This window comes from Cupriavidus necator (assembly GCF_016127575.1).
In the GTDB taxonomy this organism is placed as follows: Bacteria; Pseudomonadota; Gammaproteobacteria; order Burkholderiales; family Burkholderiaceae; genus Cupriavidus; species Cupriavidus necator_D.
This window is the reverse complement of record NZ_CP066018.1, coordinates 1,599,736-1,612,638: the sequence shown is the minus strand read 5'-3', so window position 1 is coordinate 1,612,638 and position 12,903 is coordinate 1,599,736. Positions and strand designations below refer to the sequence as shown.

General features: G+C 70.9%; 6 protein-coding genes. 1 reads left to right on the top strand and 5 read right to left on the bottom strand.

Annotation, left to right across the window (positions count from 1 at the left end):
• Positions 1–49: 49 nt before the first annotated feature.
• Entirely contained in the window at positions 50–2,038 is a 1,989-nt protein-coding gene (locus I6H87_RS07440; RefSeq protein WP_011616244.1) for an alkyl/aryl-sulfatase, read from the bottom strand.
• Between the two features lie 180 nt (positions 2,039–2,218).
• Here I6H87_RS07440 and I6H87_RS07435 point away from each other — a divergent pair, with 180 nt between their 5' ends.
• Positions 2,219–2,851: a TetR/AcrR family transcriptional regulator gene (locus I6H87_RS07435; protein ID WP_011616245.1), complete on the top strand. Its 633-nt coding sequence runs from the start codon at positions 2,219–2,221 to the stop codon at positions 2,849–2,851.
• Here I6H87_RS07435 and I6H87_RS07430 read toward each other — a convergent pair whose 3' ends face one another.
• From I6H87_RS07430 to I6H87_RS07415, 4 genes are read right to left on the bottom strand one after another with little or no spacing between them, the layout of a single operon-like run.
• Positions 2,852–3,805 carry a delta(1)-pyrroline-2-carboxylate reductase family protein gene (locus I6H87_RS07430; RefSeq protein WP_011616246.1) on the bottom strand — a complete coding sequence of 318 codons (954 nt, stop codon included), beginning with the start codon at positions 3,803–3,805 and terminating at the stop codon, positions 2,852–2,854.
• A 59-nt stretch (positions 3,806–3,864) separates the two neighbouring features.
• Positions 3,865–6,105 (bottom strand): penicillin-binding protein 1C, encoded by a 2,241-nt coding sequence (gene pbpC / locus I6H87_RS07425; RefSeq protein WP_011616247.1) that lies wholly within the window; start codon positions 6,103–6,105, stop codon positions 3,865–3,867.
• A complete protein-coding gene (locus tag I6H87_RS07420; RefSeq protein ID WP_011616248.1) occupies positions 6,102–6,806 on the bottom strand; it encodes a lysoplasmalogenase in 705 nt (234 codons plus the stop codon). Before I6H87_RS07420 ends, pbpC begins: the two co-directional genes overlap by 4 nt.
• A complete protein-coding gene (locus I6H87_RS07415; protein ID WP_011616249.1) occupies positions 6,803–12,874 on the bottom strand; it encodes an alpha-2-macroglobulin family protein in 6,072 nt (2,023 codons plus the stop codon). The genes I6H87_RS07420 and I6H87_RS07415 overlap by 4 nt, the downstream gene beginning before the upstream one ends.
• Positions 12,875–12,903 lie beyond the last annotated feature (29 nt).

The window sequence follows — 12,903 nt, the reverse complement described above, 5'->3', positions numbered from 1 at the left end:
TAGGGCGGGCACGCAACAGTGGCCGCGCGCCTGCCCCATCTCGGTGCGGTTAGGGTGTCACGATGCTGAAGTTCGGCTCGGACTTGTCCATCAGCGCCGTCCACGTCGCCAGCGCCTGCGGGTCGCCGTCCACACGGGCGCGGCCCGCCTGGGTCTCGGCCTGCAGTGTGGTCTGGCCGGCCAGCACGCCCATCAGCACGGCGCGCGGCATGGTAAGCGTGGCCTGCGGGGACGCGTGCTGCGCGTCGGGCTTGTAGCGGAACACGCCGTTCTCCACCGTCAGCGCAAAGCGCTTGCCGGTGTCCGGCTGTACCCAGTTCAGCGCCAGCGTCTTGCCCGCGGCGCGGTCGCCATTCAGGCTGATCGCCAGGTAGTCCAGGAACATGGTGTCGGTCATGGCGCGCAGCACGTCCGGGCTGCCGGCGCGGCGGCCGGCCTGGGGCGGGCCGCTGCGCAGTTCGGCGGCACCGGTCAGGTAGGCATTGCGCCAGGTCGAGGATTCGGCCTGGTAGCCGAGCTGCTCCAACGCGTCGGCTTCCAGCCGGCGGGCAGCCTGGTTGGACGGATCGGCAAAGACCACGTGCTTGACCACCTCGGCCACCCAGCGGTATTCGCCACGCGCATACGCCGCACGCGCCTGCTCCAGCACGCGCGCCGCGCCGCCCATGAATTCGACATAGCGCTTGCCCGCCTCTTCCGGCGGCAGCGGGTTCAGGTTGGCAGGGTTGGCGTCATACCAGCCGAGGTAGCGCTGGTATACCGCCTTGGCGTTGTGGCTGACGGTGCCGTAGTAGTCGCGCAGATGCCATTCGGCGGCCAGCGACGGCGGCAGCTTCACGCGCTCGGCGATCTCGGCCGGCACATAGCCCATGTTGGCCAGCCGCAGCGACTGGTCATGGATGTACTTGTAGCCGTCGCGCTGCTTGCCCAGGTAAGTGACGATGTCCTGGCGGCCCCAGGTAGGCCAGTGGTGCTGGGCGAACAGGACCTCGGTGCGGCCGCCGAAGCGGTCGATGGTCTCGTCCAGCGCGCGCCACCACTGGTTGGCGTCGCGCACCTGGGCGCCGCGGATGGTGTACAGGTTGTGCAGGTTGTGGGTGGCGTCCTCGGCGGCGCACAGTGCCTTCCACTGCGGGAAGTACATCAGCATCTCGGCCGGGGCCTCGGTGCCCGGCGCCATCAGGAATTCGATCTGCACACCATCGATGGTGCGCGTCTCGCCGGTCTTGTGGATCAGGTCCGTCGGCGGGATCAGCGTCAGCGTGCCGTGCGCCACCCCCTTGCCCAGCCCCGCATCCACCTGCCCGGTTGCCGAGCGCGGAAGGTTGAAGCCATACATGTACTGCGCGCGCCGGCTCATGGCGTTGCCGGCGAAGACGTTCTCGCTGACGGCCTCTTCCATGAAACCTTCCGGGGCCAGCACCTTGACCCGCCCGGCCTTGACGTCGTCTTCGCTGACGAAGCCCTTGACCCCACCGAAGTGGTCGCCATGGCTGTGCGTATAGATCACCGCGACCACGGGCTTCCTGGGCCGGTGCTTGAAGTACAGGTCGAGGCCGGCGCGCGAGGTCTCCATCGCTGTCAGCGGGTCGATCACGATCAGGCCGGTATCGCCCTCGATGATCGTCATGTTGGCGATATCGAAGCCACGGATCTGGTAGATCCGATCCGTCACCTGGAACAGCCCGTTGTGCATGTTCAGCTGCGCCTGGCGCCACAGGCTGGGGTTCACGGTGGCCGGCGCCCGGTCTTGCTTGAGGAAGCCATAGGGGGCCAGCGCCCAAACCACATTGCCCTTGGCATCGCGGATCTCGGTGTTATCCAGCGTGCCGATAAAGCCACGGCGCGCGGCCTCGAAGTCACGCCGGTCCTGGAACGGCAGCTGTTGCAGCACGGCCGCATTGGCACGGGCGGTGGCATCGGTGGCGGGATTGCCCGCGGTGGCCGGGGCAGGTGCGGCGCCGGCGGTGCCGGCAAGGCTGATGGCGGCTGCAGCCAGCGCGGCGGCGGCGGCGGCAATGGCAGTCGGGTACGACATCCTGGTCTCCTGGAAATCCTGGGCCGGATGTCCGTATCCGGCCTGCAACACTTCCGTAATTGTGCTGAACGTTCAGTACAATACTGGAGTTTGCTGGCAGACCCCGGCCGCTGTCAAATAGGCATCCGGCCCGAATACTCATAAATTGCTGCCGGCACCACCTGTCTTCCGCCCCCGCCCATGCCACCGACCCGCCCGGCCGCACAAAAGCCTCCAGCCTCCGTCACCAAGAACCGCCGCGGCCTGGAAACCCGGGAACGCGTCCTTGCCGTGACGCGCGGGCTGATCAGCGCACACGGCTACGCCGAGGTGACCCTCGACCAGATTTCCGCCGAGGCCGGCGTGGCCAAGAGCAGCCTGTTGTGGCATTTCGGCAGCAAGGAAATGCTGCTGGCGGAGGCCGCAACCAGCCTGTTCCGGGATATCGGCGAGGAGCTCGGCACGGAGCCGCACCGGGGCAAGACCGCGGCGCGGCGGCTGGAAAACGCCTTCGACCGGGTGGCCGACTATTTCACGGCCAATCCGGAAGCCAAGGGTGTCGTGCTGGCCTTGCTGTTCTCAGGCAGCGTGCCGCCCAACGTGCGCGAGGAGATCCGCCGCAGCTGGGACGCGCATGTGCAGGACCTGGTCGATGCGCTGTCCGCCCCCGGGCGCCCACTGCCCGCGCCGATGGCGCGCCTGATGGTGGCGACCATCCACGGCTGCTACTGCCACTGGTATGCCAGCGACCGCAGCGAACCGATCGCCGGCTTCCTGGCACCGGCGCGCGAGCTTTTCAGCGACTGGCTGCGTGCCCGCGATGGCGCGGGTTAGTCACCCGCGGCTGGCCAGCACGCAGGCCGCCAGGTCCCACAGCGCGTAGCCCACGCTCTTGAACACCAGCGGGCTGCCGGCCCGCGCACGGATGGCATCGGCCTGCAGGATCGCGGTCTCGAACGGCTGCACGTCGGCCCAGTCGATGCCGGCCTGCAGCAGGTCGCCGGCTTCGTCCTCGATCCCGAACAGGGTATCGGCCAGCAGCCGCCCGCTATCCGCGGCCGCATGGCACAGCGCCGGCGGCAGTTCGCACATGTCGGGCCGGAACGCACCGACCGCGGCAATGAAGTGATCGTCGCGCCAGAGGCCGCTGTCCAGGTCCGGCAGCACCGGGCTGCGGCTGGACGTGACCGTGACCACCATCGATACACGAGGCAATACTGCAGCGACCGACTCGGCTACCTGCGCTTCCACGCCCAGCGTGCGCGCGTGCGCGGCCAGTGCCTCGGCCTTGTCGCGCGTGCGCGAATGCAGCCACACCTTGCGCACGCCCAGCCCGGCCACGAAGGCCTCCAGGTGCGTCAGCGCCTGCACGCCGGCGCCGACGATCAGCAACTCGCAATCCTTGCGCGCGGCAAAGCACTGCGCCGCCAGCAGCGACACGGCCGCAGTGCGCCGTCCCGTCACCGTGGGGCCGTCGAGCATGGCGATGCGCGCGCCGGTGTGCGCGTCGGCCACCACCACCTCGCCGAGGATATTGGGCAGCCCGCGCCGCGGGTTGCCGGGATGGACGGTGATGTTCTTGGTCATCACCAGGCTGCGGTTGCGCGCGGGCATCACCAGCAGCGTGCCTTCGCCCCCTTGCGCATCGCCCACCGGCAGCGCAATGCGCGGCGGCGCCATGGCGGTGCCGTCGCGCAGCTCGGCCAGCATGTCGGCGATGGCTTGCGCCAGTTCGGGATACGGCAGGCGCGCCGCCGTGCTGGCGGCATCGAGGGGGACGAGGGACATGCGCTGGCTCCGGCAAGACGTTGCGAAGCGCCATTATTGCGCACAGAGCGCCAGCGGCCTCAGCGTTTGGCCGCTGGCACCGGCGCGCGCACTGACGCGCCACGCACCTCGATGCCGATGCGGTCCACCACCTTGCCAGACGCATCGAGCAACTCCACCTGGTGCCGCCCCGGCCACGGCAGCCATGCCACCTCGCCGCCGCGCCCCAGCGGCTTGCCGTCCATGCGCCAGCTGACCGTGCGCGCGGTCTGGCCGGCCACGCCCTCGGCATGGAACCAGACCCGCTGCGCCGCGGGCGGCATGTCGGGGTCCAGCGCAAACACGGTGCCGTCGGCGGGATTGGCGATCACGGGTGCGGTCGGGCGCGCGGCGGGTGCGCTCACGCTGACGCGCCGGATCGCCGTGCCGGCCAGAAAGACTTCATCGCGCGCCGGCTCCAGCCCGTCGTCGAAGCTCAGCGCCACGCGCTGCACGCCGTCGGGCATGGCGGGCGCGTGGCTGGCGCGCGTGCGGTGCAGCGCTTCCATGATGTCGTGCCAGACCGGCGCTGCGCCCGATACGCCCGAGACCTCGTGCATGCTGGCGCCGCTGGCATTGCCGACCCACACGCCCACGGTGTAGTGCTGCGACCAGCCGATGCACCAGTTGTCGCGCATGTCCTTGCTGGTGCCGGTCTTCACCGCGGTCCAGAAGCGCGTGGTGAGCGGGCTGTCCAGGCCGAAGGTGCGCGCGCGCGCATGGCGGTCCGACAGGATGTCGGCAATCACGTAGCTGGCGCCTGGTTGCATCACCACTGTCATCGATGCGGCTGGCGGCGCCCCTTCCCGCAGCCGTGGCGGCGCGTAGCGCCCGCCATTGGCCAGTGCCCGGTACGCATTGGTCAGCGCCAGCAGCGACACGTCGGCGCTGCCCAGCGCCAGGCTGAACCCGTAGTAGTCGCCGGCCTCGGTCAACGGCAGCCCCAACGCCACCAGCCGCTTGTGGAAGCGGTGCGGGGTCACCATCACCAGCGTGCGCACTGCGGGCACGTTCAGCGACGCGGCCAGCGCCGCGCGCAGGCTGACCCAGCCGGCATAGCGGTGGTCGTAGTTCTGCGGCACGTAGAGCCCGCCGCCGACCGGCAGGTTCACCGGCCGGTCGTCCAGCAGCGAAGCCGCGGTCAGCCGCTTCTCTTCCAGCGCCTGCTCGTACAGGAAGGGCTTGAGCGTCGAGCCCGCCTGCCGCAGCGCCGCCGCGTGGTCCACCTGCGCGGCGCCTGACAGCGTGCCCGACGAGCCCACATAGGCCAGCACGTCGCCGCTGGCATTGTCGATCACCACCACCGCGCCGTCCTCGACATTGCGCCCGGCCAGTTCGCGCAGGTGCCGGTCCAGGCTGGTGGCAGCCTCGCGCTGCAGGCGGGCATCGAGCGTGGACGCGATGCGCGCAGGCATGGGTACGCCCGCGGCCAGTTGCGAGCGCGCTTCGCCGACCAGGCGCCGTGCCAGGTGCGGTGCCAGGTGCGGTGCCAGCTGCGGCAACGCCGCCGATGGCGTGGCGGCCGCGGCGCGCTGTGCGACCGGCCCGGTGCGCAGCAGCGCCAGTTGCGCAAAGCCTTCCAGGCCTTCGCACTCGCGCGGCAGGCGCATCTCGCGCAGGATGCCGCAGGCGCGGCTTGCCACCTGGGCGGCCTTGGCATTGGGCGCGCGCACCAGCGCCACCGCCAGGGCCGATTCCCTCGCGTTGAGCCCTTCGGGGTACTTGCCGAACAGCACCTGCGACATCGCAGACAGGCCCACCAGCTCGCCGCGGAACGGCACCAGGTTCAGGTAGCCCTCCAGGATCTGGTCCTTGCTCCAGCTGCGCTCCAGCGCCGCCGCACCGGCGGCCTGCCCCAGCTTCTGCGTCAAGCTGCGGCCCTGCCGCGGCGCGCCCGGCCGGCGCAGGTCCTCATCGAGCAGGCCCGCCAGCTGCATGGTCAGCGTCGAGGCGCCGCGCGTGCGTGTGTTCCACAGGTTGGCCCAGGCCGCGGCCGCCACGCCCTGCCAGTCGACCCCGCTGTGGGCATAGAAGCGCCGGTCCTCCGACAGCACGATGGCAGTGCGCAGCGCGGGCGAGGTATCGGCCAGCGCGACCCAGTCGCCGCGGCGCGCGCGGAAGTCGTCGCGCACGCGGCCCACGGTATCGCCGTGGCGGTCCAGCACCACCACGTCGGCACTGCGCCAGTCGGTACGGACTTGCTCGAAGGACGGCAGCGCCATGGCCGGCGCGGACCAGATCAACGCCGTCGCCAGCACCATGCGAATACAGCGCTGCTTCATGCCTGCTCGCGTCCCGCCACGATGCCCGCCACCAGCAGCACCTGGGCCGCGGCGTAGGTCCACCAGATGCCAAGCTGGAAAGATTCGAACGGCACCAGGAAGCGCGCGATGCCGATCATCATGTCCGATGCGGCAAAGCACAGCGCCCCCAGCGCCGCCAGCGGCGTGGGCAGGCGCGCCACCAGCGCGCTGCAGGCCATCGCCGCAAGCACGCCCACGTATACCGCCACCGGCACCGTCAGCGGGCCCATATTGGGCCAGAAGCGGCCCAGCATGGTGCCCGCCACGCCCAGCATGGCGCCGCACGCAATCAGCCGGTGCGGACGCGTGTCGCCCGCCAGCGGCACCAGCACGCGCAGGTAGGCCAGGTGCGCGAGCAAAAAGGCGCCAAGCCCGCCCATGAACGAAAACGTCAGCGTCGGCAGCGCCAGCAGGAGGTCGCCCAGGGCCGAGAACAGCAGCGCAGTGACCAGCCAGCGGCGCTCAACCAGCGGCCGGTGGAACCACGCGGCGCGTGCCAGCAGCAGCGCCATCGCGGTCTTCCACGCGGGCTGCATGGCGATATGCCCGGTCAGCGGCGCGCCTTCAGGCAGCTCGATCGCCACCTGCACCAGCAGCGCGCCGTAGATGATGCCGGCCAGCGTGCCCGCGAGCCACCACTCGCGCACGCGTGCCGGCATCATCATTGCCAGCCAGCTCATGGGCGCGCCCCCACCGCCAGCCGCGCATTGGGCGCCACACCGAACACGTCGGGCGCGTACAGCGCTTCCACGCGCGTGGGCGGCAGCGCGAAGTCGCCGGCGTTGTTCAGCCGCACCGTGTATTCGACCGATACCGTGCCCTTGGGCAGGTAGCCGAAGTACTCGCGGTAGGCCTGCGGCGTGCGCTCGGTGTAGGCCGGCCAGGCCGCGCCCTTGCGCCGCTCGCCGCGCGTGGCGATCGTGGAGTCACGGCCCAGGCCGCTGCCGAGGATGGTGGCGCCGGCAGGCACCGGATCGCTGACCACCACCCAGGTCATGTCGGCCTGCGCATCGATCTCCAGCTTGACGCGGTACACATCGCCGCGCGACCACTTGCCCTGCACCGCCTGCTCCTGCGGCGTCACGGTGCGCCTGATGCGGTAGCCCGCGGCCAGCGGCGCGGTCACCGGCACCGCCGCCAGCGCCCGCACCGTGGCCCACGGATGGCCGGCGCCGGCGTGCTCCACCTGCAGCGTGCCGCCGTCGGCGCCGGTCGGCCACGGCAGGTCGAGGCTGCCCTGGGCCACGCCGTCGGTGCGCTGCGCGCGCGCCCAGTCGAAACTGCGCGAGGCGTCGGCCGCATTGCTCACGCTCGCCCGCGTGGTGCCCGCCACCGGTGTCTTCTCGAACGCCTGCGAGAAGCGCGTCACCGCCAGCATGCCCCACGCGTTGGCAGTGGTGGTGCCCCAGGCACCATGCACCTGCCGGCCCAGCAGCCCGGTGGCCAGTTGCGGCGCTTCTTCCTTCCAGCCCGGCAGTTCCGACGCCAGCGCCAGCAGGCGCGCGGCATTGGTGTCGCCGCCGGCCATCATCCACCACCAGTTGTCGTTGCGCTCGGTGGAGAACGCCAGGCGCGTGCCCTGCACCGTCAGGCGCGAGCGCAGCAGCTGCTGCGCCTCGGCCAGGCGTTGCTCGCGCTGCGGGATGTCCTGCATGCGCGTGAGCAGCAGGGTCCAGTCCAGCAGCGCCGAGGTCGGCCATTGCGCCGGCAGGATCTGGATCGAGCCCAGCATGCGCGCCTGAGCATGGCCGGTGCGCGACAGCGCCTCTAGCGCGGCCAGCTTGCGCGCGTCCAGGTACTGCGTGCCGGCCACCGGGGCCCAGCTGTCGCGGCGGATGCGGCCTTCGACGAAGTCGGTCAGCCCGCGCTCCATCTGCGTGCGCTGCGCGTCGGGGATGCGCAGCGCCAGCCCGGCGCGCGCGGCCTCGTCGGTGACCGCCAGCAGGTAGGCGGTCAGCACTTCGCTGCCGAAGTCGCCGTCGGCGTTCAGCGGGAAGTACGAGGCCAGCCCGTTGGCATCGAGGTAGGACGGCAGCTGCGTCATCAGCGCGTCCCACGCGGCGGTGTCGTTCAGGCCGATGGCCTTCGATGCGCGCTGCTCCAGGCAGGTGAACGGGTAGTTGCGGAACCACTCGCGCACGCCCGGCATGCCGCCCGCCAGCGACGACTGGAAGTTCACCTGCAGCCCGCCGCGCACCTTGCCCGCAGGATCCGCCAGCGCGCCCGGCGGTGCCTTGAGCGGCACCGACAGCGACGGCGACACCTGCGCCAGCGTGGCCTGCTGCACTGTCACCGGCACCGCCGGCACGATCTGCTGCGACACCTTGATGCGGTCGGCCGCGCCCCCCGTGCCCTGCTCGCTCGCCTGCACTTCCCACATCACGGTGCCGCTGCGTGAGTACGCCAGCAACGCTGGCGCGGTCACGTCCCAGCCGATCTCGCGCGCTTCGCCGGCAGGGATCTGCACGGTCTGCGCCGGCAGGCTGGCCTCATTGCCGAGCAGCGTGCCGCGCGCGCTGGCCTGCACCGTCATTGCGCGCCTGGTGGTATTGCGCAGCGTGAACATGGCTCGGTAGCGGTCGTCCTCGCGCACCAGCAGCGGCAGGCCGGAAATCACCTGCAGGTCCTGCGTGGCGGCGATGGTGGCGCTGCCCGTGCCGAAGCGGCCGAGGCCGAGGTCCGCCACCGCGACGATGCGGAAGCTGGTCAACGAATCGTTGAGCGGCACCTCGATGCTGGCGCGGCCCTCGGCGTCGAGCTGCACGCGCGGGTTCCATACCAGCAGCGTGTCGAACAGCTCGCGCGTGGGACTCTTGCCGCCGCCGCCGCCCGCCGGCACCGCCTTGCGCCCGTAGTGGCGGCGCCCGATGATCTCCATCTGCGCGGTCGACGTTTCCACGCCGTAGCCGCGCCGCTGCAGCATCGCATCGAGCAGATCCCAGCTGGTGTTGGGCATCAGTTCCAGCAAGGCCTGGTCCACCGCGGCCAGCGCCACTTCGCCGTTGGCGGCGGGCTTGCCTTCTGGCAGCTTCACCTGGATCGCCACGCGCGCCTTGCCGCGCACCGGATAGCTGGCCTTGTCCGGCGTCACGGTAACGTCGAGCCGGTGGCCCGCATTGCCGACGCGGATCTCGGCGAGCCCCAGCCGGAAGGCCGGCTTGGACAGGTCCACCAGCGCGGTCGGCGCGGCGTATTCGCGGCCCTCGCTGCGGAACGCGCGCCACCACTCGCCCGGCTGGCGCCAGCCCCAGGTGAAGAACGAATACCAGGGCACCTCATGCAGGCGCCCGCGCAAGGCCAGCACCGACACGTAGACGTTGGGCCCCCACTCCGGCTTCACCTGCACGCGCACGGTGGGATCGCTGCCATGCAGTTCCACCACCTGGGTCTGGTAGATGCCCTCGCGCTCCACCGCCACCAGCGCGGTGGCATGGCGGAACGGCATGCGCACCTGGAACACGGCGGTGTCGCCCGGCGCGTAGGACTTCTTCTCCGGCAGCAGGTCGATGCGGTCATGGTTCTCGCCGCCGAACCAGAGCTCGCCCTGGCGCGTGACCCAGACCGTCGAGGCCGCCTGCGCGGTGCGCCCGTCCTTGTCGCGCGCGCTCGCCACCAGTTCGATCTGGCCGGCCTGCTCCAGCGCCACGTCGCAGCGCGCACGGCCCTGCGCATCGGTGCGGGTCTCGCACACGGTGCCGAGGTCGCGCGTTTCGGAGCGGTTGTCATAGCGGTAGAAGCCGCCCACCACGCGCTTGCGCGCCGAGGTGGTGATGCGTGCCCGCGCGTTGATCTTGACCGGCGCATCCGCCACCGGCTTGCCGTTGACGTCCAGCACCACGCCGTGCACGGCCAGCTTCTGCTTGACCGAGACCCAGCCATCGGTGCGGATGCCGGCCACCACCGCCGCCGGCCACACCGGCACGGTCTGGCGCAGCGTCTGGATCTCGCCGTTGGGGTCGGCAAAGCCGGCTTCGAGCAGCAGGTCGCGCGGGGCTTCAATCTTGGGCAGCTTGCGCAGCGTGACGGTGCCGTTGCCGTTCTTGTCGAGCGTCACCGGCAGCTTGTCGGCAACCAGCTTCTGGCTGTCGGCACTGGCATCGCCCTGCTCGTCCTCATCCATCTCCTCGTCGCCGCTGGCGCTTTCGCGCTGCGCGCGCGGCGGGTTGAACGAGAACTCGTCATAGCCGGGGAAGCTGACGTACTTGTCGCGCAGCAGCGCGGACACGCGCACGGGCAGCCCGGCCGCACCGCCGCCGGAGAGGTAGTGGATCTCCACGCCGACCGGCAGTTCGGCAGGCGCCACCATGGGCCCCGCCTTGCCTGCCACCTGTAGCGTGCCGGCCAGCACCGGCAAGCGGAATGCCTCGACCCGGAAACTGCCACTGGTGTAGCCGCGCGCACCGCCATTGTCCTGCGCGCCTTCGCCCTTCTGCGTTTCCAGCTCGACGCTGTAGACCCCCAGCTTGGCCGCCGCCGGCACCTGGAAGCTGCTTTCCGCGCTGCGCCCGCCGGTCGCGGTCTGGCGCCATTGCAGCGGCAGCTCGTAGGTCTGGCCACTGCCTTCATGGCGGATCACCACGCGCGTGGGGAGCGGTCGGCTGGCCGGCGGCAGGGCAAAGCCCTGCGCGGTCTCGGCGCGGATCACGTGCTTCATCGACACGGTCTCGCCGGCGCGCAGCAGCGTGCGGTCGAAGATGGTGTGGGCGCGCACCGTGGGTGCGGTGCCGGTGTCGGTCGGCACATTGAAGCGCCAGCTCTCGATGCCGCGGTTCCAGTCCGACATCACGAAGGCCATGTCGGCCTTGCCGCGTGCCTGCGGGTGGCCGACGCCGATGCGGGCCGAGACGAAATAGCCCGACAGCCCGTTCTGCTCGCAGGCGCCCTCGGGCGCGGCAGCCAGCCTGGCAAAGCGCACCACGCCGCTGGCATCGGTACGCCCTTCGCCCAGCAGGCGGCCGCTGCAGTCGCGCACCGCCACGGCGGCATCGGCAACCGGCTTGCCGTCGTCCAGTGCGGTGACCCAGGCCAGCCCGCTGCGGCTGCCATCGTCTTCATTGCCGGCGCTGCGGCCGAGCTTGAAATGCACGCCCAGGTTGGTGACCAGCGCCGCGGTGCGCACGTACATCGGCGCACGCTTGCCCAGCAGCGACTCGCCCAGCATCGGCGAGGCGATCTCCACCACATGGAAGCCCGGTTCCGGCAGCGGGATGCCCACCACCTCGAACGGCCGCGGCGCATCGCCCGAAGGCTTGGGCACGGCCAGCTTCTGCACGCCGGGGGCGCGCTCGAGCAGGGACACCGAGCGCGTCTCGATCGACACGGCATTGCGCGGGTTGTTGACTCGATACGGGGAGCGGCCCGCCAGCACGGCGTCGAGCTCGGCCCGGGTATAGCTGGCCTCATGCATGCGGCGCACCAGGCCAAACCACTGCATCACGGCAGTGTCGTCGTCCACGCGCAGCTTCATCACGGTGCCGGCCCTGGCCTGCACGCCGCGCACGGCGAGGTCAGCCTCGACGTTACGCAGCGTCACCGGCAGCAGCGGCGGGTAGTCGGCCGGCGCCTTGCCGCGCGGCAGCTCGCCGAAGCGTTCCACCACGCCAAACGGCGCCGCGGCAAACTTGGCCAGCGGCGGCATCGATGCCGTGGCCACCTTGAGCGGGAACAGGTCGGCATTGGCCAGCGTGCGGCCGCTGTCGTCCTTCAGGTTGCGCGGCACTTCGATGGTGAACTGGGCCTTCTCCGCGAACGGCGCGGCAAAGGTCAGCGCGCTGACGCTGGCGTCCGGCGCCAGGTCGGGATCGAACTGCGGCGCGCGCGGGCCGGACGGCGTCTTCAGCACCACGCTCTCGGCCAGCTTGCGCGGCACCGGCGAGGAGAAGCTGACCGACATCGGCCGCAGCGGCGTGCACGGCGACTGCGCGTGTTCACGCTCGCAGCTGAAGCTGGCGGTGAAGGGTTCGCGCACGGTGTAGTCAAAGCGGCGCTCGTCGCGCGTGGCCACGCCGGAGGGCGTGGCAATGCCCGCGCCCAGCACCAGTTGCACCCGCGCCGCGGCCGGCAGCCGCTGCTGACAGGCAAGCAGGTGCACGGCATCGGGCGCCTGCTTGGCGATGCGTTCCCAGTGGATGGCGTCGAGCACGGCATCGCGCTCCTTGCCGGCGAGCAAGCGCACCGGGATGCGCTCGCCCAGCCCCTGCGCCTGGCACCAGGCGTGCTCGCGCACCGAGGCCGCGGTGGCGGCGCCATTGAAGCGCAGCGCAAAGACCTGGTCTTCCTCGATCTCGCCGCCCGCAGGCCGGCTGGACACGACCGTCGGGCCGCCGGTCTCGAAACGGTACTCCGGCTTGCCGGCATAGGCGGTGCCGGCCACGCTGCGCAGGCCGGTGCGCATGCGCACGGTGCAGCGCACTCCCGGCGGCAGGTCGCTGGCAAAGTCATAGACCCAGTTCTTCGCATCGATCCAGCGGGCCTGCCCGCCGGTGCCGGCACCGGTGCAGGAAACCGCCGCGGGCGCGGTGGCCTGGACGTCGCCCATCGGCACCATGGCCTCGTCAAAGCGGATCGCCACCTGCCGCACCTGCCCGACCGTGCCTTCAGGGGAGAAGCGCGTCACCTGCGCGGCCTGCGCGCCGCCCGCTGCCAGGATTCCAAGCGTGGCCACCAGGGCCAGGACTGCGCGCCGCGCATGCAATTGCATTGGCATCCTGCCAAGACCCCGATCGGCTCGGGCGACGATTCCCTTCATCCTGCCATCCTCCGTTCCCGCCACGTTTG